The sequence below is a fragment of the Vibrio sp. R10-SG-ISO4 genome, assembly GCF_059834135.1.
On sequence record NZ_JCBDHJ010000004.1, the window covers coordinates 1 to 25240 of the forward strand.

Sequence of the window (25240 nt, forward strand, 5' to 3'; positions counted from 1 at the left end):
ATGGGCAGGTTGAAGGTTGAGTAACATCAACTGGAGGACCGAACCGACTAATGTTGAAAAATTAGCGGATGACTTGTGGCTAGGGGTGAAAGGCCAATCAAACCTGGAGATAGCTGGTTCTCCCCGAAAGCTATTTAGGTAGCGCCTCGGACGAATACTACTGGGGGTAGAGCACTGTTAAGGCTAGGGGGTCATCCCGACTTACCAACCCTTTGCAAACTCCGAATACCAGTAAGTACTATCCGGGAGACACACGGCGGGTGCTAACGTCCGTCGTGGAGAGGGAAACAACCCAGACCGCCAGCTAAGGTCCCAAATTATAGCTAAGTGGGAAACGATGTGGGAAGGCTTAGACAGCTAGGATGTTGGCTTAGAAGCAGCCATCATTTAAAGAAAGCGTAATAGCTCACTAGTCGAGTCGGCCTGCGCGGAAGATGTAACGGGGCTAAGCTATAAACCGAAGCTGCGGCAATACCTTTTAGGTATTGGGTAGGGGAGCGTTCTGTAAGCCGTTGAAGGTGTGTTGTAAAGCATGCTGGAGGTATCAGAAGTGCGAATGCTGACATGAGTAACGATAAAGGGGGTGAAAAACCTCCTCGCCGGAAGACCAAGGGTTCCTGTCCAACGTTAATCGGGGCAGGGTAAGTCGACCCCTAAGGCGAGGCCGAAAGGCGTAGTCGATGGGAAACGGGTTAATATTCCCGTACTTCAACTTATTGCGATGGGGGGACGGAGAAGGCTAGGTGGGCCTGGCGACGGTTGTCCAGGTTCAAGTGCGTAGGCTTGAGAGTTAGGTAAATCCGGCTCTCTTTAAGGCTGAGACACGACGTCGAGCGCCCAAGGGCGTGAAGTCATTGATGCCATGCTTCCAGGAAAAGCCTCTAAGCTTCAGATAAGTTGGAATCGTACCCCAAACCGACACAGGTGGTCGGGTAGAGAATACCAAGGCGCTTGAGAGAACTCGGGTGAAGGAACTAGGCAAAATGGTACCGTAACTTCGGGAGAAGGTACGCTCTTGACGGTGAAGTCCCTTGCGGATGGAGCTATTGAGAGTCGCAGATACCAGGTGGCTGCAACTGTTTATTAAAAACACAGCACTGTGCAAAATCGTAAGATGACGTATACGGTGTGACGCCTGCCCGGTGCCGGAAGGTTAATTGATGGGGTTAGACTTCGGTCGAAGCTCTTGATCGAAGCCCCGGTAAACGGCGGCCGTAACTATAACGGTCCTAAGGTAGCGAAATTCCTTGTCGGGTAAGTTCCGACCTGCACGAATGGCGTAATGATGGCCACGCTGTCTCCACCCGAGACTCAGTGAAATTGAAATCGCTGTGAAGATGCAGTGTACCCGCGGCTAGACGGAAAGACCCCGTGAACCTTTACTACAGCTTGGCACTGAACATTGAGCCTACATGTGTAGGATAGGTGGGAGGCTTTGAAGCAGGTACGCCAGTATCTGTGGAGCCGACCTTGAAATACCACCCTTGTATGTTTGATGTTCTAACTTAGCCCCGTTATCCGGGGTGAGGACAGTGCCTGGTGGGTAGTTTGACTGGGGCGGTCTCCTCCCAAAGAGTAACGGAGGAGCACGAAGGTGGGCTAATCACGGTTGGACATCGTGAGGTTAGTGCAATGGCATAAGCCCGCTTGACTGCGAGAATGACAATTCGAGCAGGTGCGAAAGCAGGTCATAGTGATCCGGTGGTTCTGAATGGAAGGGCCATCGCTCAACGGATAAAAGGTACTCCGGGGATAACAGGCTGATACCGCCCAAGAGTTCATATCGACGGCGGTGTTTGGCACCTCGATGTCGGCTCATCACATCCTGGGGCTGAAGTCGGTCCCAAGGGTATGGCTGTTCGCCATTTAAAGTGGTACGCGAGCTGGGTTTAGAACGTCGTGAGACAGTTCGGTCCCTATCTGCCGTGGGCGTTGGAAGATTGAAGGGGGCTGCTCCTAGTACGAGAGGACCGGAGTGGACGAACCTCTGGTGTTCGGGTTGTGTCGCCAGACGCATTGCCCGGTAGCTAAGTTCGGAATCGATAACCGCTGAAAGCATCTAAGCGGGAAGCGAGCCCTGAGATGAGTCTTCCCTGGCACTTTAAGTGCCCTTAAGGGTTGTTCGAGACTAGAACGTTGATAGGCAGGGTGTGTAAGCGCTGTGAGGCGTTGAGCTAACCTGTACTAATTGCCCGTGAGGCTTAACCATACAACACCCAAAGGGTTTTGATGGACTCAATGAAAGAACATTGAATGTGTAAGAACGTAAACAGCTTTCCGAATTAAAGAATTTGCTTGGCGACCATAGCGATTTGGACCCACCTGATTCCATGCCGAACTCAGAAGTGAAACGAATTAGCGCCGATGGTAGTGTGGGGCTTCCCCATGTGAGAGTAGGACATCGCCAGGCTTTGAACATTATCTATTTGAAGCACGATTGAGATAAGACTTTAAATAGACCACTGCGGAGTGGTAGTTCAGTTGGTTAGAATACCGGCCTGTCACGCCGGGGGTCGCGGGTTCGAGTCCCGTCCACTCCGCCACTTATTAGAAAGCCCAGTCGAAAGACTGGGCTTTTTTACGTTTAACGCTCCTAAAAGTGCTGGGCACTTTTTCGCGGGCCGGAATGCCGGACCATCGAGTCCTATCCACTCCGCCACTTATACTAAGCCTTAGTCGAGAGACTGAGGCTTTTTTACGTTTAGTGCTTCCAAAACGGGCTGGCTTCGAAGAGAGAGCAAGGCGAGATTAAAGAATAATGTCTCGCACTTCAGGGTCTTTGCGTTCTAGGTAGTGTGTCGATTTCATACGACGAATGGTGCGGCAACGTCCACGGATTATCTAGCACCCGCTGCTCGTAGTTTTCTCACACGTGCACCTTCCTCCATCAAACTTGATGTCGTTGCTCAAATCGTGTCGGATACTAGCGTGAATAAAGGGCAAGCCTTTGGTCTACGATAGGCTTTCAGTATCGCGTTTACCTTGTGGCCAATAGTCCCTTGTCACTATTCAGTAACCATGCTTTAAACGCATTCTTAAGGACAAAAAAACTGGCCGTGTTGGCCAGTTTTGGTATTGGGCTAATGACCCGCTTTATTCACGGTAGAAACTAGGACTGGATAATACTCAGCGCCTTTTTCGATACTTCCTGCGCTGCCTTGTTGAGGTTTTGTTTCTCCAGTACATCTGCCAAGTGTGCGTAGTCGGAAACGTTAGAGCGGATAGATAAGGCTTTTTCAAGATGTTGCTGCGCTTCTTGCCACTGTTCGTTTCTCATTTGCAATTGTGCTAAAGCGCTGTGTGCTTCGGCGTTATTGGCGTCTTTACGCACCATTTCCTCTAGCAGTAGTTTGCTTGGGTGGGTGTCGGACAATTTCATCTCTGGTAGCAAGGTGATCAGTGTGGAGTTCGGGTGCTTTTTCAATGTTTCTTTAATGACGGTGAAGGCTTCGTGATCGGCGTTGCGCGCAATCAACTGTTTCACAAAACACTCTACTAGATGGGCGTCTTGCTTGAGCTTTCTCGGTAGGCTGTTCCAGTGACCAATTAGGCCTTCACTGCCTTTGTTTTCGGCGACATCAGCCAATAAGCCGCATTGCGCTCTTTGGAGCAAGGTTTGTTGATCTTGTTCGCTAATCAAGCCAAGTTTGCCTAGCTGGGGCGTCAGATCAATCAGTGGCTGCCACTGTTTCAGTTCTACATAGACTTGCTTAAGTAGGTTAACGATCACCACGTTGTTGGGATGCTGGCCCTTGAGAAGATGTAAGGTTTCCAGTGCGCCAGCGTAGTTGGCCTCTCTCACCTGCTGCTTGGCACGTGTTAGCTCCACCGCTAAGTTAGAACCAGGCTGTTTACCTGCGAGCTCAAGGTAGTGATCGGCCTTTTTGTTGTCTCCGAGACCTATCGCCGCTTCTGAGGCAATAAGGTAACAAACCACAGGCATATCATGATAGTTTGCCCAGCGCGTGACCTTTTTTTCTGCGGTTTTAAAGTCGCCCTCAATCAGTTTAATTAAGCCTTCATTCGTCAATCTGCGAGAGTGGCGCATTTTACGTACGCTAAAGTAATTCCAAGTGGCAGAACTGGCATAGAGCATTTTCTTAACGAGGTACTCAAGAGCAAAGAGGGCGGCCAACGTCGCAATTAAGAAAATCACTAAGGTGGTGACGCTCATTTCAATCGTGGTGTTGGCGATAGAGACTAGGACATAACCTTGTTGCCCCGAGTATTGAGTGCCGACAAACAGCCCCGCACCTAAGATGACAAAGAGGAAAATCAGTCTAAACATTATTTCTCCTCCGTAATCAATGTGGTGACTTCGCGGCGTAGGCGATCGCGAATAACGTCAGACAGCACTTCTTGTGTGTCGAGTTTTACCGGGTAATCGACTTGGATGGTTTGTTGGCCTAGCATGCCTAGGGCTTGATTGAACTCACGAACATTATTGGCATCTTGGTTGAAGAACGCTTGAGACCAGTCACCTGCGGTGGCAAGCGCTGTGGTGTAGATCTCTTGTTGCTCGACATATACCGCTTTGATGGCGGTTTCTAGCTTCGCTTTAATGTTTTCTTTGAGATAGAAATGCTGCTCGGGAGAGAGCAGTGGGATGACATTGCCATCACGAGTTCGGAACGTAATAAAGTTCTCTGAGAACTCTTGTAACGAGGTCATCAGGTTGTCTTTCCAATCTGCCACGTCTTGCGAGACTTGACGAGCTTCCACCGCTTGCGCCTCTGGAAGAATGGCATTGGCGAGCGGTAAGCTATCGACTTGTTGCTGAAGAGCGGTAAGTCTTAGCACCAAGCCTTCTCGATCTACAAGGGGGACCCCTTTGAGTTTGGTGATGTCATTCGCCATGGATTTGCGCAGAGGTACAAGACTTGGGTCATTCAGTGCTGCGATGCGCTGGTCTGCACTTTCCATTAGTTTAGTGGCGCTGACCGCGTCGTGTTCTAAAAACAGTTTTCGTCCAGCGAGCTTGACGAGGTAGTCAGCCTCAGCCAGTAACCAATCATTGGGGCGACGGCCTTTTACGTCTGCCATGGCGAGCTGTAAGCTCTCGATGCTTTTTTGCTGCTGCTCTAGAACGGTATCTGCGCGATGGCTAAGCTCAGTGGCCTTCGATAAGATTTGCTGTTGGTTCTGATCCAACTGAGCCTGCATGGCCTGTTTGGCTTGATTGAGCTCTGATTGCAGCGCAGCGATTTGCGCTTGCTGCTGCTGATTCTTCTCTTGGATGTAAAAGGTGAGTCCGCCCCCAATCAGCACCGCGATAACGATGGCGATCGTAGCTAGCTTCACTCCGCGTTTGCCTTGTTTTTCTTCAAGCTCCCCACTTTGAGGCTTGCTATCGACTGGCGCTGTGTCGTCCGGGCTTGGCTCTGATGCGCTTTCAGGTGAAGTCACATCTTGAGATTCAGTGTCCACCGCGCTGTTTTCCTCGGTCATCGCTGCTTGGTTTGGCGCGGTTTTGTTTTCTTCGGGTTCAACATGTCCATTGTTTTTTTTACTTGTCATTATGTTTTGTCCTGTTGTTTTGGCTGGAGAGCGGCCAGTAAGTCCGAATTAGAGGCACTAGGGGTCGTGATGACATCGACAAAGCCCCATTGGTGTGCGTCTAGAGCGATACGCTCACTAGGAACGTATAGCGTTAATCCAAATAGCCAGGCTTGATAGCGCTTGCCGATTTGCGAGACAAGGTGTTCAAGCTGACCCGAGCTAGTAACGACTAGCTGATCAATGTGCTTATTTTGCCAGAGTGGGACGAGCAAATCTGAGCACAAAGCAATGTTTTCACGACGATAGACTTCTCGATACTCCACTAAGGCCCCTCGTGCCTGCAAGGTATCGAAAATCAAATCTCGGCCACCGTTTCCGCGTAGGATGACAATACGCCTATTGGTGACGTCATGAAGGGGTTCAAGCGCAAGTAGATGCTCGCTATCGCCCACTTGAGGATAGTCTACGTTTTGTTGCGTTTTTGTGCTTAAGATCTGTGCAGTTTTTTGACCAACGGCAATGTATCGCGCTGAATGTGGCCAGTGTTGCTGATGTTGGCGAAGGGTTTGATCGGTAAAGTGCACCGCATGTTGGCTCACGGCAATAATGAGGTCGGCGCGATGTAACGCATGTGCGATATCGCTAAGTTGTCTCCCCGGGTGAAGCGAGATGAGCGGTTGATGCTCACTCGCGACACCGAGGTGTTGCAATTGATGGCAGAGCGATTGGCCTTGCTGACCTGGCCGTGTCACCAATACTGCCATGGCATTACTCTTGTTCTGCGTATAGCTTAGTTAAAATGGTTTTGGCGCCATTATCGAGCAGTTGATTGGCCAGTGTGACTCCCAGTTGCTCCGCTTCGCTTCGAGGACCGCTGATCTCACCACGAACGATGGTGGATCCATCCGGTTCACCGACTAAGGCTCTAAGCCAGATTTGATCGCCATCCAGCAGTGCATAACTGCCGATAGGAACTTGGCAGCCTCCCTCAAGGGTGAGGTTCATGGCGCGTTCACACAACACGCGGTCGACCGTGTCTGGGTGATTGAGAGGCTCAAGTAACGCGATTAAACGCTCGTCATCAAGGCGACATTCGATGCCGACGGCACCTTGTCCAACCGCGGGTAGGGATTGCTCTGGCTCGATGTAACTCTGAATGCGCTCTTCAAGCTTGAGTCGTTTTAAGCCAGCCGCGGCCAAAATGATCGCATCGTACTCACCTGCATCGAGCTTAGAGAGTCGGGTGCCGACGTTGCCGCGTAGCTCTTTGATCACCAAATCGGGCCGATACTCTTTTATCTGACACTGACGACGCAAACTGCATGTGCCGACGACTGCGCCTTGTCGTAAATCGTCGATGTTGCTGTACTGATTCGAAACAAAGGCATCGCGCGGGTCTTCGCGCTCACAGATGGTGACGAGACCTAAGCCTTGGGGGAACTCCACCGGCACGTCTTTCATTGAGTGCACGGCGAGGTCCGCGCGACCTTCAAGCATCGCCACCTCTAGTTCTTTCACAAACAGCCCTTTTCCGCCGACTTTGGCGAGCGGTGTGTCTAAAATAATGTCGCCTTTCGTGACCATAGTCACCAGCTCGACTTCTAGACCAGGGTGAGCGGCTTGAAGGGCGTCTTTCACATAATGAGCTTGCCAAAGAGCAAGGGGGCTTTTGCGCGTTGCAATACGGATCGGAGTCGTTTGAGTCATGATAGAAACAGATAAACCAAATGATGGCTCCATCGTATCACTCTGAGATAAAAATGCTCAATGCAATATGAGTCCTAAGCGGCAATCCTCAATCCGTAGCAAAAAATCATCAAAAAAGTGTGATTGCAATCTCGTTTATGAGCTGCGCTATTGTTACTCATCACGTATCCGGACCACACTGTAGCGCGTAATAAAAAGAGAACGACTCGTCAGTCAAGAGACACAAAATAGTGTTGAATCGATCGTACAATTCTTTACCAGCCCAAAGAAAAGTGTTAAATTGATCACGTTTTGATAGTGCTTTAGAATAATTATTAAACACAGCACGCTGTAGATAATTAACCAAGGAACATCCCTTGCTGGCTTACACCCAATCGCTAATCCATAGACTTGATGATCTCAATCAGCAACGCATTGAACGTGCGTTAGCTCTTATGGATGCGCAGGCCCAGCATGTTTTCCATCTGATTCCTACTCTTCTGCACTACAACCATCCTTTAATTCCCGGCTACTACGCATCCAAAGTCCCCTACGGTATTCGCAATTTTGAATTGAGTGAACCTCAAAGTCAGTTTGTGTCGGACACCGAGCTCACGATCGGTCAACCGCTCGCCACCGCAGACAACCCAATGATTTTGGGGCTGTATACTATGGGCAGCACCTCTTCAATTGGCCAGAGTACCTCCAGTGATTTAGACATTTGGGTGTGCGTGTCCTCGAAGATGAGTGCTGACGAACGAGACAGCTTGACCAACAAATGTCTCTTGATCACCGAGTGGGCGCTGAGCCGTGGCGTTGAAGCCAACTTCTTCTTGATGGACGAAAGCCGTTTTCGCAGCAATAAGTGTGAAGAGATGACCGGGGATAACTGCGGGTCATCGCAGCACCTGTTGTTACTCGATGAGTTTTATCGCAGTGCGGTACGTTTAGCTGGCCAAAGGCTGCTGTGGCAAATCGTGCCACCAGAAATGGAAGAGTGTTACGACGAGTACGTGACGCATCTCTGTAGCCAGAATGTGATTAACTGCTCGGAGTGGATTGATTTTGGTAAATTGAACCGTATCCCGGCAGAAGAGTACTTTGGCTCAAACCTATGGCAACTCTATAAGAGCATCGATTCGCCCTACAAATCGGTATTGAAAGCGATTTTGCTTGAGGCGTACTCGTGGGAGTATCCGCACACCCAGCTGTTGAGCCTTGATACCAAACGCCGCTTCTTCGCGCACAAGCCCGATCTCTATGGGATGGACGCGTACTATTTGATGCTTGAGAAAGTGACGCGCTATTTAGAGCGTATCGGTGATCACACCCGCTTGGATTTGGTGCGTCGTTGTTTCTATCTCAAAACCCATGAAAAACTCTCTCGCCAGCCTGGCGCAGGTTCGGTGGCTTGGCGCCGTGAAGCGCTGTCTGACATGATCCAAAAATGGGACTGGTCACCGAGTGTGATCGCTGAATTGGATGATCGCCGCAACTGGAAAGTCGAGCAAGTGAAAGTGGTACACCACGCCTTGTTAGATGCTTTGATGCAGAGTTACCGAAACCTGATCCAATTTGCACGTCGTAACGACATCACCTCCGCGATTAGCCCACAAGATATCAGTATCTTGGCGCGCAAGTTGTACGCTGCGTTTGAGGTGTTGCCGGGTAAGGTGACGCTGCTGAATCCGCAAATTTCTCCGGATCTGCATGAACCTGATTTGAGCTTTATTGAGGTACGTCCGGGCAGAACGAACAAAGCGGGATGGTACTTGTATAAACAGCCGTTAGAGGCAGAGAAAATCATCGGTCGTGCGCCACTTGAGCACAACGAATACTTGAGTAAATTGGTGGCTTGGTCCTTCTTTAACGGTTTGATCACGGAATCCACCCGTTTGCACTCTGTGATTCGTGATGCCGATTTGGACATCGATAAGTTCTACCAAATGGTCAGCGATCTACGCAATACCTTCTCACTGCGCAAGCGTCGCCCTACGATGCAGGCGTTGGCGAGTCCGTGTGAGATCAGCCAGTTGGCCATGTTCATCAACTTTGAAAGTGACCCGACCTCAGAGCTGAGCGGCCGTGCGCTGAAGTTGGATCAAAAGAGCACAGACATCTTTAGCTTTGGCCCTGACCAAACCTGTCTTGTGGGTAGCGTGGACTTGGTCTATCGCAACTCATGGCATGAAGTGCGTACCTTGCACTTCAAAGGGGAGACCGCTATGTTGGATGCGCTCAAAACGGTACTTGGTAAGATGCACCAAGATGCGTTGCCACCGGAGTCGGTGGATGTGTTCTGCTACAGCAAGAACTTGCGCGGTGTGATGCGCAACATGGTCTACCAGTTATTGGCCGAATGCATTGATTTGCGTTTGAAGCCGGTTGAGCAAGAAAAACGTCGTCGTTTCAAAGCGCTTAAGATTGGTCAACAGACCTATGGTTTGTTCTTCGAACGCCGTGGGGTGTCGGTGCAAATGCTGGAAAACTCAGTCGATTTCTATCGCAGCATTTCAACCAACAAACTGAAAGGCTCGCCCTTGTTGATGCTCGATAAAGAGCAAGATTATCAAATGCCAGAGGTCATTGATGGTTTTGCCAGTGAAGGTTTGATTCAGTTCTTCTTTGAAGACACAGACAAAGGCTTCAACATCTATGTGCTGGATGAGTCAAACCAAGTTGAGGTGTATCACCAATTTAGCGGTGAAAAAGATGAGATGATCGCGAGCGTCAATGGCTTCTACTCATCCGTCAAAACCGAAAGCGAATTGGCGTCTAAATTCATTAACTTCAATTTGCCGCAGTATTATCAAATCGTGCATCCTGAAGAGGGCGACTCTTACATCGTCCCTTATCGCAATGATGGCTCAAACTACTCCAAGCCAAGCCGAGTTGTGAATGCTTGAACCCGCAAAGTAAAGAGATAAAAAAAGAGCACCGCGTGCTCTTTTTTTGATTCTGAATGGGTTAAACCCAGTCAATCTCTTCATTGGCGTGCTTTTCACACTCTTCTTTGACCATGGCGATCAACTCTTTGCCAGTTTTTGAGCAGATCCACTGCTGCTCGACCAAGGAGAAATGGAAACCTCCGGATTTCGATGCGAGCCAGATTTCTTTCATCGGCTCTTGTCGGTTAATGATGATCTGGCTGCGATCGTCAAATTCCAGTGTCATCACGTTACCTGTGACCTCGTAGTCGATGTCCGCGCCTGAGTCATCAATCATTTCTTCAATGATTTGCATTTGAACATCCACCAACTGATGAAATTCAGTCTCGTTCATCCTATCTATCCTATTGCTTTTCTTGGTTGTGGTGCGATTATAGGGGGCATTGAACAAATAATCACGATAGAACCCATGAAAAAATCAATCCTTGCTCTGTTTCTTCTTTCAGTGTTAGGTCTGGCAGGATGTGGTCAGACGGGCGGTTTGTACATGCCAGAAGAGACGCAAACGAACGAGCAATCCTCCTAATCGCCACGCGTCCATCGCCATTAACGGTGTTCATCGCAATTAAAACGACTATTTAAGGGAAAGTACTTTGGATTACTTCAATTATCAGGACGATGGCCAGCTCTGGGCCGAAAACGTACCGCTTAGTGATGTGGCTGAGCAGTTTGGTACGCCACTTTATGTCTACTCTCGAGCGACGTTAGAGCGCCATTGGAATGCCTTCGACAAATCGGTGGGTGAGCACCCTCATTTAGTGTGTTACGCCGTGAAAGCGAACTCCAACCTTGGGGTATTGAATACGTTGGCGCGTCTAGGGTCGGGTTTTGATATTGTTTCTGGTGGAGAATTGGAGCGCGTGATTGCTGCCGGTGGCGATCCGAGCAAGGTGGTCTTTTCTGGTGTGGGCAAAACGGCACAAGAGATGAAACGCGCACTTGAGCTTGGCATTAAGTGTTTTAACGTTGAATCTGAGCCGGAACTTGAGCGCTTGAACCAAGTCGCCGCAGAGATGGGGGTGAAAGCGCCTATTTCACTGCGCATTAACCCGGATGTGGATGCGAATACCCACCCTTACATTTCAACAGGTCTGCGTGACAACAAGTTTGGTATTGCATTTGAACGCGCCCCGGATGTCTACAAGTTTGCGCAAAGCTTGAGCAACTTGGAGATCAAAGGCATCGATTGTCACATTGGCTCACAGCTGACAGACATCGACCCATTTATCGACGCGACCGATCGCCTACTGGCATTGATCGATGACTTAAAAGCGCAAGGCATCAACATTGCTCACCTCGATGTCGGTGGTGGTTTAGGGGTCGTCTACCGTGATGAGTTACCACCGCAGCCTTCGGACTACGCCAAAGCGCTACTAGGTCGCTTGGACAATCATCAAGATTTGGAGCTGATTTTTGAGCCAGGTCGTGCGATTGCCGCGAACGCGGGTGTCTTGCTTACCAAGGTCGAGTTTTTGAAGCACACGGAGCACAAAAACTTTGCCATTATCGATGCGGCGATGAACGATTTGATGCGCCCTGCGCTATACCAAGCGTGGCAAAATATCGTTCCAGTGAAACCTCGCGAAGGGGAAGCGGTGACCTACGATTTGGTCGGACCTATCTGTGAAACCGGTGATTTCTTAGGTAAAGATCGCGCCTTGGTACTGAAAGAAAACGACCTGCTTGCGGTGCGCTCTGCCGGTGCATATGGCTTTGTGATGTCATCCAACTACAACACTCGCGCTCGTGTGGCGGAAGTGATGGTTGATGGTGATAAGCTGCATTTGGTTCGCCAGCGTGAAGAGCTGTCCAGTTTGTGGGCGCTAGAAAATATTCTTCCGGAGTAATTAAAGGGTTATGCATTTTCACTTTTCCAAGATGCACGGTTTAGGCAACGACTTTATGGTCGTTGACTGTATTACCCAAAACATCTTTTTCTCACCGGATCTGATCCGCCGTTTGGCGGATCGACATACTGGCGTGGGCTTTGACCAACTGTTGGTGGTCGAAGCGCCGTACGATCCGGAAACCGATTTTCACTACCGAATTTTCAATGCAGATGGCAGTGAGGTTGAGCAGTGCGGTAACGGCGCTCGTTGCTTTGCGCGTTTTGTCCGCATGAAAGGTTTGACCAACAAGTACAACATCAGTGTCAGCACTAAGAAAGGTAAGATGGTCCTCAATATTGAAGAGGACGATCAAGTGACGGTCAACATGGGCGTGCCAGAGTTTGAGCCGAGCAAGATCCCTTTTAAAGCCAAGCAAACCGAGAAAACGTACATCTTACGCGCCGCAGATAAAACGCTATTTTGTGGAGCGGTGAGCATGGGTAACCCTCATGTTGTGACGGTTGTCGATGACGTTCAAACCGCAGATGTGGATAATCTAGGCCCGCTGCTGGAGTCGCACGAGCGCTTTCCTGAACGCGTGAACGCTGGCTTTATGCAAGTGGTTAACCGCCAAGCGATCAACCTACGTGTGTACGAGCGTGGCGCTGGGGAAACGCAGGCGTGCGGCAGTGGCGCATGTGGCGCGGTGGCCGTCGGTATCGTCCAAGGCTTATTGGACGAGAATGTCAAAGTCTCTCTGCCCGGTGGCGAGCTCAACATTCGCTGGAAGGGGCCAGGTAAACCGCTTTACATGACAGGCCCAGCCACACATGTGTTTGATGGCCAGCTGAGCTGCTAGCTCAATCCACACCTCGATAGATAACAAGTAAAGGGATGAATTGTGTCTCAAATTGAAGCGGACGCACTGACCGCGGAAGTGGTTGCCGAGTACCTTAGTGACAACCCGGATTTTTTCGCCCAGCGTCAAGCGCTGGTGGACAGATTGGCTTTGCCTCACCAAGAGCAAGGCGCTGTCTCTCTCGTCCACGTTCAGCTGAACCGCCAACGTCAGCGTATTGAAGAGCTTGAAGAAGAGATCACGACATTGATGTCGCTGGCGAAAAATAACGATCGCACCTTTCATGAATTTATGGAGCTGCAAGAGCATATTCTGCGCAGCGATAGCTTAAGCTCGGTGCTCAAATCGATCGAAGACATGGCGATATCTCTGGGCTTAGTGGCGTATATTCGCTTGGTGGGTGTGCAGGGCGGACAAGATAAGTATCGCCTGAGCAAAGAGAGTTATCAACGCTTTGCCACCAACCACCTGAATGGCAAGAGTGCCTATCTTGGCCGTATGCGTTCGTGCGATCGTGAACTCTTGTTTGGCCCGCATAGCCCCGCGCCGGAAATGGGATCTTACGTGGTGATGCCACTGAATAAGACCTCGCTCCAAGGTATCTTGGCCTTTTCCAGCTCCGACGGTAGCCATTTTCAGCCACACATGGATACTCTCTTTTTGCGCCATCTGGCGCTCGTCCTTTCTCACCTGATTGATACCCTGCCTTGGCAGGCGCAAGATAATGAGCGACGCTCCACCACCTCTGCCTAATGGTTTGCAGCAGCCCTTACTACGCTTCTACGATTATTTAAGAAGTGAAAAAGGGCTGAGTTTGCATACTCAACGCAACTACAAACAGCAACTGGAAACCATGGCTGCGCACCTAGCGAGTTTGGGTATAAAAAAGTGGACCCAAGTGGACGCGGGTTGGGTTAGACAGGTGGCCGGTAAAGCAATGCGTGAAGGTATGAAAGGAAGCAGTATTGCGACACGTCTTTCTTGTTTGCGTAGCTTTTTTGACTTTTTAGTGCTGAGAGGTGATCTTGCGGCGAATCCAGCCAAAGGCGTCTCTGCGCCGCGCAAACAGCGGCCACTGCCTAAGAACCTTGATGTCGATGAAGTGGGGCAGCTGCTTGAAGTCAATGAAGATGATCCGTTGGCGATACGCGATCGCGCCATGATGGAGCTGATGTATGGTGCTGGCTTACGTTTGGCTGAAATGATCGCCGTGAATGTCAAAGACGTGGGTCTTTCGGACGGTGAAATTCGCGTCGTCGGTAAGGGAGACAAAGAGCGCAAAGTGCCGTTTTCGGGTATGGCTGCCGACTGGGTGGCGAAATGGCTCAAAGTGCGCGGACATTTAGCGCATCCCGATGAGCCTGGGTTATTTGTCTCCAAGCTGGGTGGTCGAATTTCTCATCGCAGCGTACAAAAACGCATGGCGGAGTGGGGGCAGAAGCAGGCCATTGCCAGTCATGTCAGTCCGCATAAATTGCGTCACTCGTTTGCGACGCATGTGCTGGAGTCGAGCAACAATTTGCGTGCCGTGCAGGAGCTCTTGGGACACGAAAACATTTCCACCACCCAAATCTATACGCACCTCGATTTTCAGCACTTGGCGCAGGTCTATGACCAAGCGCACCCAAGAGCGCGAAAAAAGGGCAGGCCGAAAAAAGAGGAGGATGAGTGAAATTTTATCGCCATCTCAAACCCATCAAGGCGATGACGTTCGATCTTGATGACACCCTGTATGACAATTGGCCGATCATTCGTACCTTAGAAGCGCGTATGGTCGAGTGGCTACACCATCACCACCCCGTCAGCGCGACGGTGCCACTGAGCTGGTGGCAGAGCCACAAGCGACGCTTGGCCGAGCGCGATCCTTGGTTGCCTAATGATGTCACCAAGTGGCGCTTTCAACAGATAGAGAGTGGCTTGGTGAGACTAGGTTATGATGAGCAACAAGCGCACAGCGCTGCTTCGAGCGCGATTGAGGAAGTGCTGAGACTGCGCAGTGATTTTAGCGTGCCAGAAGAGACCCATCGTGTGTTAACTCGGCTAGCAGCGCAGATGCCGCTGGTGGCCATCACTAACGGTAACGTTGATGTCGAGCGAATCGGCTTATCGGCGTATTTCACCCTGACGCTCAAAGCGGGGCCGGATGGCTACGCAAAACCGCATGGCGAAATGTTTCGCAAAGCGGCGCAGCATCTGGCGCTGGATGCCGGTAGCATTCTTCATGTCGGCGATCATCTCAATACCGATGTGCAAGGGGCAAAAGCCAGTGGTTTTCAAGCGTGCTGGTTTAATGATACCGCTATCAGCCCAAGGCAGGCTCGACATGCGCGGGTCCTGCCTGATGTAGAAATTAACCAATTGTCGGATTTGCTGTTACTGACCGATTAGTGTCACATGGTGTTTCGGTGCTCAAGTGCGCAGTGCATGGCCACTTTTATCCGCTTGAAAGGCCGCTAAGTAGTAGCTGAAAAACTCTCTCATGCACGTTGCCTCTTGGGGGGCGCCTAACGCGTGCACGATCTCAGCGCCCACCTCATAGGTGCACAGGTGCCCTTCCGATTGATTGCGTCGCAAGTCGTAGAGAGAAGCGGCTTGAGGCGAGAGCTGCACACAAGGCAGTGATGCGAGCCACGTACTCTTATTGAGCATTTTGCGCGCTTCTTGCCACGTGCCATCCAACACAATAAACAGCGGAGTTGCACCGTGCGTATCAGCGTCGGCGCTCGCTTGCTGAGGCGTTAGGCTTTGCTCACTTGGGTAAAGCAAAAACGGCCGATAGCGTGGGTTTTGCATCAGCGTTAGCAAGGTGTCGCAAGGCGAGGTTCGTTGCCACGTATGCACGCTACACGTTGACAGAGTGTGACTGAGCAGCCCTCCGGTATTGGTATCGCGCTGCTGCTCGTTTGGGTGCGTCAGCAGGGCAATGTGGGCCTTCAATTCAACGTGTGGTTGACGAACGCACACACATTGATGTCGCAGTTTACATCGCGGGCAAAGGGTGCTACTCATTTTAGTATTAGCCCTTCTTGATGCGGCGTGACCCCATCGGAGAAAAGCTGCACTGGGCTGAGCTCATCGTAATTGGCGACAGGTTCAACGCTGGGGTTAAGCGGGTAGCTGATACCATTGTGACGCAACACGTGTTGATTAGGCACGGCATCGCCGCCACTGACGAACATCACCAAATCTTGCCATTCACCATGGGCCTGAGTGCCGAGGTTAAACGGGGTTTGCACTAAGGTGATTTTACTGTTGAATCGCCACGCTTGTTGGTGCTGTTCAAAAATCAGCACTGTACAGCCGCCAGAGCCACACCAGTCCAGTTGTGCCAGAAGTTCCGGTTGACCATCGCCATTGAGATCATAGGTCAGCCAGCGGTATTTCGTCCCGTTTGGGGCGGTATTGTGCATGGCGAAATAGTCGCGAAGTGCTTTATCGACCTGTTCATCAAACTGGGCTGAAGAAGGAATGTCATTGCCTTGCGGTAGGCGGGTGAGTCTAGAGCCCTCAGCACCGGACTGCGTGCCCGTTTGCGTCAACGCCACCTTGGCTTTGTATAACGTTAGCCCGCCATCATTAATCGCATAAATCACGTCGCCAACACGCTCTTTCTTCGCATTCAACTGATGACCATCACGAGTAAAGATGCGTTCTGAGAGTAACGGTTGCTGCTGAAGATGAGTCATCACCACTTGCACCTGATCAGGATTAATCTGCTGCCAAAAGCCGTGTTCCACCGAATCGGCGTCGCCATTGTTATAGGCGTAGGTCGTCATGGCGGTATGGTCAGGGTTGAGTGCCATGGTCACGGTGAAGTGCTGTGCTTTGGTCGAGGCCGCGTGATAGTCATCGACCCAGTGTTGGGTGTTGTCTTGGTTAGCAAGCGTTGCGCAGCCTTGATACTGCTTATCACCGATCGTTAGGGTGGAGGTCCAACCATACAGGCTGTCACTCATGCCATCTACGCAACTGCGTTGATTGAGTTCGAGTGAGCCATCTTGCCAACTGTAACGGCGACGGGTTTGTTCAAGACGCTTGCGCTCGACGGTGAAGGATTGCGCTTCAAACCCCATACGCTGAAAGACCAATTGGTCTGACTCAAAATGGGCAGACCAAGACGGTTCATTACCAAATGCCCGGGTCGGTTTTAGCGCTTGTTGACAGCGTTTAGGATTTTCAGCGCTAAGAAGGTTAATGCTCTCAACCACAAACTTGGCGGCGTAATTGGCCGCAAACCCTTGTTGCCCTGTGGGCTCTAGGTGACCGACGATTTCACCATACAAAGGGCTGTATGGTGAGCGCACCAGTTTCATGCCTTGGGCAAATCGGTCATTGGAGAGATCCAGCCAGTACTGCTGATTGCTGCCGCAAGGGGAGAGGCTGCGTACTTCGTGGCCGAGCACCACTTCACCGCGTAGCATGAAGGTTTGGGTAGGTGTGGGCGTTTCGCTATCGAGCGTCACATGCGCAGGTTGTACACTGCTGGGTGATGGCTGAGAACTGCACGCTTGTAACAACAATATGATGGACAGAGCGACTGGGTTTCGAAGCGCCTTCATGCTATATCTTCCTTAGCGTAAACGTAATGGATTTTATTATGGCATATTGGTTATTTAAAACTGAACCAGACACCTTCTCTATTGACACTCTTCGTACACAAAAGGTGTCGTGTTGGGAAGGTGTTCGCAATTATCAAGCGCGAAATATGATGCGTGATGAGGTGAAGCTGGGCGATTTGGTGATGATTTACCACAGCTCGTGCAAGAAAGTCGGCGTCGCGGGGATTGCGAAGGTCGTCAAAGAGGCGTACCCCGATCACTTTGCCCATGACCCACAAAGCGCCTATTTTGATGCGAAATCGAGCCCAGACAACCCGCGCTGGTTTATGGTCGATATTGAATTTGTGCGCAAAACCGAACGCTTAATTTCGCTTGCGACGATGAAAGCCATGCCTGAGCTGGAAGCTATGCCCCTAGTGAAAAAGGGCAATCGCTTGTCGATCATGCCGGTCACGGAATCTCAATGGCAGGCTATTTTAGCCCGAGAGTCTCGGGCTGGCGGGAGCGCTTAAAACAGGTGGTCGTGCAAGTAATGCGCGACAGCATCGTCTGCGTTGCTGCCGATCACTTCGTTATTGGGCAGCGCGTTTTTCACTTTCTGGTGAGAGGTCGCCATGACCAATCCCTTGCCTGCCATCGAGAGCATTTCCACATCGTTCATGCCATCACCGAAGGCGATGCAGTTGTCGAGTGTCAGGTTAAGCGACTCGGCCACGACTTTCAGCGCTTCGCCTTTTGACACGTCTGCTGCCATCACTTCCAGACACCAAGGAGTGGAGAAAGCAATACTTAAGCTATCGCCAAATTTGGCGCGAAGTTGGGTTTCAAACTCCACCAAACGGTCATGATCTTTGTCTGGGTGGGTGCAGAAAATTTTTGCAATGCCCTCGGTTGGCGCGGCATTGGCGCTAAAACGTTGATAACGAAAGCCGGATTCACTGTGGAACTTGGCCAACTCTTCATCATCGCGATCAAGCAACCACTCTTCATTGCGGTACATGTGGATAAAGAGGTTGGGATCTTGCTTGATCACATCGATCACGGCTTGCACCTGATCACTGGGAATATTTTTGCTGTACATCAACTGATCATGCTGATCGTGAACACGCGCGCCATTTGAGGTGATCATGTACGCTGGGATGCCAGCAATTTCACGAATGCTCGCGACATCAACATGGTGGCGTCCGGTGGCGAAGATAAAGGTGTAACCTTTGGCGTGCAGGTCCTTCAATGTTTGTTTGGAGAACGCGCTCAGCTGGTGGTTGGGTGCCAGTAGCGTGCCATCGAGATCGGAAGCGACAATGCGAAAAGGCGTGTCGGTACGTGTGTCGGTCATATCACCCTCTTAATGATTGGTTGCCGTGTGCCATACTAGGAGAGCCAACATGTCGTTGGCCAATGGGCAAGAGTGGTTATTCTACGTCATGCATGGCAAGAAAAAGAGGGTAATTTTCTCTGTTGCCCTTTTCCTGTTTTCACACTGCCCATTGACCTGTTTCTGAGAGAGTGCATTGCGAGCTTACACGCTGCCATGTTGGTCAAAGAACGCCAAAATCTCATCTAGGGTGCGGTTGCGGTATTCGTCGCGTTCAAACAGCAGTTCATGGCGCGCTCCGTCAATGGTCACCAGTTTGCTGCGAGGGTTGGTTTTGATGAGTTTACGAGCGAGCTGAGTTTGCGCGTCGTTGGCGACAATCTGATCGTCGCCCGCCTGCAAAATCAGCAGAGGAGTTTTCAGGTGGCGGGTCATCAACAAACACTGTTTGCACGCCATTAAACTCTGCCAGACCCAGCGGGTGCTGGCGCCGCCAATTCTCAGTTGTGGCATCTCATCGTAGAGATTACGAAACCACTGGTAGCGCGCCTCACTTTGGCTGAGAAAGTTGCCATCAAACGGTTTGGGATAATACGCCACTTGGCCGGGGGCAAATCTAGGAGTGGGGTAGACGGCGGTGAGGAACTGGCCAATCATGGGCGCGAAAGGCTTGAGGTAGGGCGCAATATTGACGCCAAACATCGGCGCGCTCAGCGCGGCGGCGTGGAAAAAGGCCTCTTTGTTCTCAATACCTTGGGTCTGTAAGTAACGTGTCACCACATTGCCACCCATTGAGTGGCCGAGAATAAAGCGCTCGTTATAACGCTCTAAGTTAAAGTGCGTCACCATGCTATCTAGGTCAAGGACATAGTCGTCAAACTCCTGCACGAAGCCCATCTCAGTGTCATCGATTAACCGGTCTGACAACCCCTGCCCGCGGTGATCGTAAGAGTAAACATCAAAGCCTTGCTGATAGAGATCGTAAAACAGCTCTTGGTATTTGATTGCGCATTCAATGCGACCATTCACCACCACCACGGCTTTGTTGTGATGCTCTGACGTCAATGCGGCCCAATAGAGCTTCTTTTTATCGCGCATGGCCAAGTAGCCTTCTTGGCGGCTCTGCCATAATTGCGCAATATCGGCATGGATCGCTTGCTCAAAATTTGTCTCTTGAGTATAACGAGGTCTGATGGGTGAAGGAGAAGGATTCATGGTATGGAGACCTATTGCTGCACCAAAGTAGAAACTCAATTATGTTTGGCAAACGCACGTTAGTCGAGAGGAAAACAAAATGGATATGCACTTATGGTTGGCTTATGTGCTGACGGCGATTGTGTTTAGCTTAGCGCCTGGCTCAGGCACAGTGAACTCGATCAGTAATGGCCTTAGCTACGGCACGCGTAAGTCACTTGCGGCCATTGCGGGCTTGCAGCTTGGCCTCGCCATCCATATCACCTTAGTCGGGGCGGGCATTGGTGCGATTGTCGCTCAGTCTGCTCTGGCGTTTAGCATCATCAAATGGGTTGGTGTGGTGTATCTGGTGTGGCTAGGCATTCAAAAATGGCGCGACAAATCAACGCTTGCCACTGCCGAGGTCAGCGCGGCACTGACCAGTGGTCAGCTGCTTCGCAATGCCACTTTGATTAATCTCACCAATCCTAAATCTATCGTGTTTTTGGTCGCTTTGTTTCCCCAGTTTATCGATCCTAAGGGCGATCAGCTGACTCAGCTGTTGGTGTTGGGAGCGACGACAGTGGTGATCGATTCTGTCGTGATGCTGGGATACACCAGTTTGGCAGCTCAAATGGGAAAATTTATTCGTTCCGGTCATGTTATGAGTAAAATCAATAAGCTATTTGGTTCCATGTTTGTCGGTTGTGGGGCATTATTGGCCACTGCAAAAGCATAATAGACACCCGTTAGGTCGTAGTCATGCGTGACACGTATGTGGCCCGCCAGCCAATTTTTAACGCTAAAAGACAAACCGTCGGTTACGAGTTGTTGTTTCGTGATGGAGAAAACAACGCGTATCCGGCGCACATTACTTCCAATCGAGCGACTTATCGCTTGATTGTGGAGAACTTCCTCTCGCTCGGCACCAATCCGTCGTTAGCGAAATCGCGCTGCTTTATCAATTTCCCTTACCAGAGTCTCATCCGCCGTTTGCCCGAATCGCTGCCCAAAGAGCAGATTGTGGTCGAAGTGCTGGAAACCTGCGAGCCAACCGATGAGCTGTTTGATGCCATTAAAGATCTTAGCCGCCAAGGGTATGTGATCGCACTGGATGATTTTGTTTATACCCCGCAGTGGAAACGCTTTTTGCCGTATGTGCAGATCATCAAGTTGGATGTGTTGGCATTGGGTTTGGAGGCGGCGTGTCAAATCGTCAAAGAACAAAAAAATCGTGGTATTAAACGGCAATATTTAGCAGAAAAAGTAGAGACAGAGGCGGAATACGTCGCCGCGCGCTCGGCAGGTTTTAGCTTGTTTCAAGGCTACTTTTTCAGTAAGCCGATTCTCTCCCGGCAGAAATACGTCACACCGGAACACTTGATTGCGATGGAGCTGCTCAAAGAGGTGTGCCAGCCTCGTGTTGATTTTGACAAGGTCGAAGCGATCGTCGCGAAAGACATCGCGTTGTCTTATCAATTGCTGCGGTTCGTCAATACCATGTCGGAGCGGCTGTCGGTCACCATCTCTTCATTTCGCCAAGCCTTGGTTTACCTCGGTGAGGATAAGCTGCGTGTCTTTGTCTCGTTGGCGGTGGCGTCATACATCTCGACCAATAAACCCGCAGAGCTGTATAACTTGTCGTTGCAGCGCGCGCAATTCTGCTTACTGATGTCGTATGACAATCCGTTCCAGCCTTATCGCGATCAAGCCTTCTTAATTGGTTTATTCTCAGTTTTGGATGCGCTGCTGGACTTACCGCTTGAGGATCTGGTGAGTCAGTTGCCACTCAATCGTGCGATTAAATTGGCCCTATTGGAGCGCCAAGGCCCTTACGGCGACTTATTGCTGCTAGAGGAGTGCTACGAACGCTGCGACTGGCACGGTATGCAGCAAGTGTGTAGAAAACTCAACCTCAGCGTGGATGACGTCATGCCGCGTATCAACGAAGCGCAGCGCTGGAGCCAAGACGTCAACCGTCTAGTGTAAAGCGCCTAGTGCCAATCCCCTAGTGACAAGCGCATCCATTTACAGCGCGCCGCGCTTTTTGAAACTTTTATGACATCGCCACTCTCCCTCTTGATCTTCCTCTCCTGATAGATAAATATATTTGCATATCCATATATGAGAATGTAGACAATGTTACCTCACCAATTCTTCAAGTTGTTGTCGGACGAGACTCGCGTTCGTTGCTTAATGCTGATCGTGCGCGAAGAGTGTTTGTGTGTCGGTGAGTTAACCGAGGCGCTGCAAGAGAGCCAACCGAAAATTTCTCGTCATCTTGCGTTGCTACGCTCAAACGGCATTTTGGTCGATGTACGTCAGGGCCAGTGGGTCTTTTATCGACTGGCCGCCGATTTGCCGGGATGGATGAACAAATTGATCGATGATCTGGTGGCTTCAAACTGCTTAAAGACGCAGTACCAACAAGATCAACAAAGGTTACACGCGATTCAGGCTCGCCCTGTGTGCTGTGTGTAGCGGTCCAAATGAATGATGAAACAGATTGCCAATTGAGAGAGAGTGCAACATGACAATTAAAGTAGGGATTAACGGATTTGGTCGTATCGGCCGTTTGGCGCTGCGCGCTGCGTTTGATTGGGATGAGCTGGAGTTTGTTCAAATCAACGATGTGGCGGGCGATACCGCGACGTTAGCGCACTTGCTAGAGTTCGATTCCGTGCAAGGCCGTTGGCATCATGAAGTGGGCGTTGAGGGCGATAGCATGATCATCAATGGTCAGCGTATTAAGACCACTCAATCGCGCGACATCGATGCAGTTGATTGGTCAGGATGTGATGTCGTGATTGAATCAACGGGCGTGCATCGCAAAACGTCATTTTTGAACCAATACCTTGCGCAAGGCGTGAAGCGTGTTGTGGTCTCTGCACCTGTCAAAGAAGAGGGTGTAGCGAACATCGTAGTGGGCGTGAACGATCATATTTTCGACCCTGAGGTCCATCAAATTGTGACGGCAGCGTCATGTACCACCAACTGTATTGCCCCCGTGGTGAAAGTCATTCATGAAAAACTGGGTATTGAGCAATCTTCGTTCACGACCATTCATGATTTGACCAACACGCAAACCATCTTGGATGCGCCGCATAAAGATTTACGCCGCGCGCGCGCGTGTGGGATGAGCCTAATCCCAACCACTACCGGCTCAGCAAAAGCGATCGTCGAAATCTTCCCAGAGTTAGAAGGCAAGATTAACGGTCACGCCGTACGTGTGCCACTGGCTAACGCCTCGCTCACCGACATTATTTTCGATGTCAGCCGAGACACCACCGCTGAAGAAGTGAATGCGCTACTTAAAGAAGCGTCACAAGGCGAATTACAAGGCATTTTGGGCTTTGAAGAGCGTCCACTGGTCTCAATCGACTACAAGGGTGACCAACGCTCAACCATCGTAGATGCACTCTCGACTATGGTCGTTGGTGGCCGCATGGTCAAAATCTACGCTTGGTATGACAATGAAATGGGTTACGCCACTCGCACTGCTGAGTTGGTACGCAAAGTCGGTTTGGCATAAGGAGGATTGATCATGACACACCCAACATGGCAACTGGATTTAGAACAAGGTGCGTTGGTGCTGACGCCGTGTCCAGGTACAAAAGACGCAGACCTTGATGCCTCGCTTGAACAACTCAAAGCACAAGGTGTTGAAGCGATCGTCACTGCGCTCGACGATGCGGAATTAGCCAGTAAAGATGTCGCGGTGTTGGGCGAAAAAACCCAAGCGCTCGGTATGCAGTGGTTTCAAATTGAAATAGAAGACGACTGCGCCCCTAGCAGTGAATTTGCGGCTAAGTGGAAACTCGCTAGCCCAACGCTGCACCGTATTGTCGATAATGGCGGCAAAGTAGCGATGCACTGCATGGGCGGCTCGGGTCGTACCGGTCTATTCGCTGCCCATCTGTTGCTGGAAAAAAATTGGCCACTAGAGACCATCATTAAAGAAGTGCAGGCGCTGCGCCCGGGCGCATTCACTAAGCCTGTGCAAGTGGATTACATTCAATCCGTAGCTGGCTAACAACCGAAGAGCGCTTTTGGACTATGGCAACTCAAAAGCGCTCAAACATCGCGATAGGTGAATTATGTTCGCTAACCTGAGCAAAAGCGTCCGCCAATACATGTTGGTCACGTTTAATTACTGGAATTTCACCATCACCGATGGCGCCCTGCGTATGTTGGTGGTGCTTTACTTTCATGATCTGGGCTACAGCACGCTCGAAATTGCCTCATTGTTCTTGTTTTACGAGTTCTTTGGCGTCGTCACCAACTTGGTCGGCGGCTGGCTCGGTGCGCGTTTGGGCCTCAACAAGACCATGAATCTAGGGCTGGCGCTGCAAATCGGCGCGTTATTAATGTTGGCGGTGCCGAACGTTTGGCTGACCATCCCTTGGGTGATGGCGGCGCAGGCGTTATCGGGTATTGCTAAAGATCTGAACAAGATGAGCGCGAAAAGTTCGATCAAAACGTTAGTGCCGGATGAGCAGCAAGGTTCGCTGTATAAATGGGTCGCGATTTTAACCGGCTCCAAAAATGCCCTAAAAGGGGCGGGCTTTTTTATCGGTGGTTTACTGCTCTCGCTGGTGGGCTTTAAGTCCGCAGTATTGCTGATGGCAGGCGTGCTGACCTTGGTCTTTATTGGCAGTGTGCTGAGCTTAGACAGTGGTATGGGCAAAGCCAAAAACAAACCCAAGTTTACGCAGATTTTCTCTAAATCTGAGTCCATCAACATCCTCTCGGCAGCGCGCCTATTCTTGTTTGGCGCTCGTGATGTGTGGTTTGTGGTCGCCTTACCTATCTACCTAGGTTCTGTTTTTGGTTGGCAGCATTTGTGGGTGGGGGGATTTCTCGCTGCCTGGACCATCGCTTACGGCATAGTGCAAGGCTTGGCGCCGAAGATCACCGGCAAAGCGCAGGGCCGCGTGCCTGATGGTCATGCAGCGTTAGTCTGGGCCGGGGCACTCGCCGTCGTGACGGCGGCTATTGCCTATGCCGTGCAGATCGGTTGGCAACCGGAATGGGTGATTGTTGGTGGCTTAATGGTGTTTGGCGCGATATTCGCGGTCAACTCGTCACTGCACTCTTACCTGATTGTCAGTTATGCCAAGGGCGATGGTGTCTCACTGGATGTTGGCTTCTACTATATGGCCAATGCGATGGGGCGTTTGATCGGCACCATTCTTTCTGGCTGGGTATTTCAGGTGGCGGGCTTGGCGGCCTGCTTGTGGGTGTCGTTTGCGTTTTTGGCTCTAACGACGCTGATCTCATTGAAATTACCAAAAGTGAAACAGCCTGCCATTGCTTGATCGCTTGGTAGGAGTCTTCACAAAGCGCTGACGAAGTTTTCCCTTTTGTCAGCG

At 50.7% G+C, this 25240-nt stretch carries 23 protein-coding genes, 1 tRNA gene and 2 rRNA genes; 17 read left to right on the top strand and 9 right to left on the bottom strand.

Annotation, left to right across the window (positions count from 1 at the left end):
* The 3 genes from AC6R03_RS03200 to AC6R03_RS03210 all read left to right on the top strand — a co-directional run.
* A 23S ribosomal RNA gene (locus tag AC6R03_RS03200) occupies positions 1 to 2209 on the top strand; the annotation flags it as partial.
* An 85-nt stretch (positions 2210 to 2294) separates the two neighbouring features.
* A 5S ribosomal RNA gene (rrf, locus tag AC6R03_RS03205) occupies positions 2295 to 2410 on the top strand.
* Between the two features lie 56 nt (positions 2411 to 2466).
* Positions 2467 to 2543: transfer RNA gene (locus AC6R03_RS03210), tRNA-Asp, on the top strand.
* 566 nt (positions 2544 to 3109) lie between these two features.
* On the opposite strand, the gene AC6R03_RS03215 is transcribed toward AC6R03_RS03210, so the two are convergent.
* From AC6R03_RS03215 to hemC, 4 genes are read right to left on the bottom strand one after another with little or no spacing between them, the layout of a single operon-like run.
* On the bottom strand, positions 3110 to 4288 hold the full coding sequence (locus tag AC6R03_RS03215; protein ID WP_500632133.1) for a heme biosynthesis protein HemY: 1179 nt from the start codon (positions 4286 to 4288) through the stop codon (positions 3110 to 3112).
* A complete protein-coding gene (locus AC6R03_RS03220) occupies positions 4288 to 5517 on the bottom strand; it encodes a uroporphyrinogen-III C-methyltransferase (protein WP_500632134.1) in 1230 nt (409 codons plus the stop codon). The genes AC6R03_RS03215 and AC6R03_RS03220 overlap by 1 nt, the downstream gene beginning before the upstream one ends.
* Positions 5517 to 6263 carry a uroporphyrinogen-III synthase gene (locus tag AC6R03_RS03225; RefSeq protein WP_500627796.1) on the bottom strand — a complete coding sequence of 249 codons (747 nt, stop codon included), beginning with the start codon at positions 6261 to 6263 and terminating at the stop codon, positions 5517 to 5519. Before AC6R03_RS03225 ends, AC6R03_RS03220 begins: the two co-directional genes overlap by 1 nt.
* Positions 6264 to 6267: 4 nt before the next feature.
* Positions 6268 to 7206, bottom strand: coding sequence for a hydroxymethylbilane synthase (hemC, locus tag AC6R03_RS03230; RefSeq protein WP_500632135.1), 939 nt, complete (start codon positions 7204 to 7206; stop codon positions 6268 to 6270).
* A 356-nt stretch (positions 7207 to 7562) separates the two neighbouring features.
* Here hemC and AC6R03_RS03235 point away from each other — a divergent pair, with 356 nt between their 5' ends.
* A complete protein-coding gene (locus AC6R03_RS03235; protein ID WP_500632136.1) occupies positions 7563 to 10091 on the top strand; it encodes a class I adenylate cyclase in 2529 nt (842 codons plus the stop codon).
* Between the two features lie 61 nt (positions 10092 to 10152).
* Here AC6R03_RS03235 and cyaY read toward each other — a convergent pair whose 3' ends face one another.
* Positions 10153 to 10467 carry an iron donor protein CyaY gene (gene cyaY / locus AC6R03_RS03240; protein WP_334555618.1) on the bottom strand — a complete coding sequence of 105 codons (315 nt, stop codon included), beginning with the start codon at positions 10465 to 10467 and terminating at the stop codon, positions 10153 to 10155.
* 75 nt (positions 10468 to 10542) lie between these two features.
* On the opposite strand from cyaY, the gene lptM reads away from it, so the two are divergent.
* The 6 genes from lptM (at position 10543) to yigB (ending at position 15209) form a co-directional block, all read left to right on the top strand.
* On the top strand, positions 10543 to 10659 hold the full coding sequence (lptM, locus tag AC6R03_RS03245) for an LPS translocon maturation chaperone LptM (protein WP_420378243.1): 117 nt from the start codon (positions 10543 to 10545) through the stop codon (positions 10657 to 10659).
* A 67-nt stretch (positions 10660 to 10726) separates the two neighbouring features.
* The gene (gene lysA / locus AC6R03_RS03250) at positions 10727 to 11980 is read left to right on the top strand and encodes a diaminopimelate decarboxylase (protein WP_500632137.1); all 1254 of its coding nucleotides are present in this window, start codon (positions 10727 to 10729) and stop codon (positions 11978 to 11980) included.
* Between the two features lie 10 nt (positions 11981 to 11990).
* Positions 11991 to 12821, top strand: coding sequence for a diaminopimelate epimerase (gene dapF, locus AC6R03_RS03255; RefSeq protein ID WP_500632138.1), 831 nt, complete (start codon positions 11991 to 11993; stop codon positions 12819 to 12821).
* A 42-nt stretch (positions 12822 to 12863) separates the two neighbouring features.
* The gene (locus tag AC6R03_RS03260; protein ID WP_500632139.1) at positions 12864 to 13574 is read left to right on the top strand and encodes a DUF484 family protein; all 711 of its coding nucleotides are present in this window, start codon (positions 12864 to 12866) and stop codon (positions 13572 to 13574) included.
* A complete protein-coding gene (gene xerC, locus AC6R03_RS03265) occupies positions 13546 to 14493 on the top strand; it encodes a tyrosine recombinase XerC (protein WP_500628062.1) in 948 nt (315 codons plus the stop codon). The genes AC6R03_RS03260 and xerC overlap by 29 nt, the downstream gene beginning before the upstream one ends.
* A complete protein-coding gene (gene yigB, locus AC6R03_RS03270) occupies positions 14490 to 15209 on the top strand; it encodes a 5-amino-6-(5-phospho-D-ribitylamino)uracil phosphatase YigB (protein WP_500632140.1) in 720 nt (239 codons plus the stop codon). Before xerC ends, yigB begins: the two co-directional genes overlap by 4 nt.
* Positions 15210 to 15230: 21 nt before the next feature.
* Here the strand turns inward: yigB and AC6R03_RS03275 are convergent, their stop codons facing one another.
* Both AC6R03_RS03275 and AC6R03_RS03280 read right to left on the bottom strand, forming a co-directional pair.
* The gene (locus AC6R03_RS03275) at positions 15231 to 15830 is read right to left on the bottom strand and encodes a tRNA-uridine aminocarboxypropyltransferase (RefSeq protein WP_500632141.1); all 600 of its coding nucleotides are present in this window, start codon (positions 15828 to 15830) and stop codon (positions 15231 to 15233) included.
* The gene (locus tag AC6R03_RS03280; RefSeq protein ID WP_500632142.1) at positions 15827 to 17380 is read right to left on the bottom strand and encodes a COG3650 family protein; all 1554 of its coding nucleotides are present in this window, start codon (positions 17378 to 17380) and stop codon (positions 15827 to 15829) included. Before AC6R03_RS03280 ends, AC6R03_RS03275 begins: the two co-directional genes overlap by 4 nt.
* A gap of 38 nt (positions 17381 to 17418) precedes the next feature.
* Between AC6R03_RS03280 and AC6R03_RS03285 the strand changes: the two genes are divergently transcribed.
* Positions 17419 to 17892: an EVE domain-containing protein gene (locus tag AC6R03_RS03285; RefSeq protein WP_500632143.1), complete on the top strand. Its 474-nt coding sequence runs from the start codon at positions 17419 to 17421 to the stop codon at positions 17890 to 17892.
* Here AC6R03_RS03285 and AC6R03_RS03290 read toward each other — a convergent pair.
* The gene (locus tag AC6R03_RS03290; RefSeq protein WP_500632144.1) at positions 17889 to 18716 is read right to left on the bottom strand and encodes a Cof-type HAD-IIB family hydrolase; all 828 of its coding nucleotides are present in this window, start codon (positions 18714 to 18716) and stop codon (positions 17889 to 17891) included. The genes AC6R03_RS03285 and AC6R03_RS03290 overlap by 4 nt on opposite strands.
* 183 nt (positions 18717 to 18899) lie before the next feature.
* On the bottom strand, positions 18900 to 19910 hold the full coding sequence (locus AC6R03_RS03295) for an alpha/beta fold hydrolase (protein WP_500632145.1): 1011 nt from the start codon (positions 19908 to 19910) through the stop codon (positions 18900 to 18902).
* 79 nt (positions 19911 to 19989) lie between these two features.
* Between AC6R03_RS03295 and rhtB the strand changes: the two genes are divergently transcribed.
* From rhtB to arsJ, 6 genes are all read left to right on the top strand, one after another.
* On the top strand, positions 19990 to 20607 hold the full coding sequence (gene rhtB, locus AC6R03_RS03300; RefSeq protein ID WP_334555606.1) for a homoserine/homoserine lactone efflux protein: 618 nt from the start codon (positions 19990 to 19992) through the stop codon (positions 20605 to 20607).
* Positions 20608 to 20630: 23 nt separating this feature from the next.
* Positions 20631 to 21857, top strand: a complete 1227-nt coding sequence (locus AC6R03_RS03305; RefSeq protein WP_500632146.1) for an EAL and HDOD domain-containing protein — start codon at positions 20631 to 20633, stop codon at positions 21855 to 21857.
* 150 nt (positions 21858 to 22007) lie between these two features.
* Positions 22008 to 22349, top strand: a complete 342-nt coding sequence (locus tag AC6R03_RS03310) for a metalloregulator ArsR/SmtB family transcription factor (protein WP_487902831.1) — start codon at positions 22008 to 22010, stop codon at positions 22347 to 22349.
* A gap of 49 nt (positions 22350 to 22398) precedes the next feature.
* On the top strand, positions 22399 to 23400 hold the full coding sequence (locus tag AC6R03_RS03315; RefSeq protein ID WP_500632147.1) for an ArsJ-associated glyceraldehyde-3-phosphate dehydrogenase: 1002 nt from the start codon (positions 22399 to 22401) through the stop codon (positions 23398 to 23400).
* A gap of 12 nt (positions 23401 to 23412) precedes the next feature.
* Positions 23413 to 23901, top strand: a complete 489-nt coding sequence (locus AC6R03_RS03320) for a cyclin-dependent kinase inhibitor 3 family protein (protein ID WP_500632148.1) — start codon at positions 23413 to 23415, stop codon at positions 23899 to 23901.
* Positions 23902 to 23965: 64 nt separating this feature from the next.
* Positions 23966 to 25186, top strand: a complete 1221-nt coding sequence (gene arsJ, locus AC6R03_RS03325; protein ID WP_500632149.1) for an organoarsenical effux MFS transporter ArsJ — start codon at positions 23966 to 23968, stop codon at positions 25184 to 25186.
* Positions 25187 to 25240: the final 54 nt, after the last annotated feature.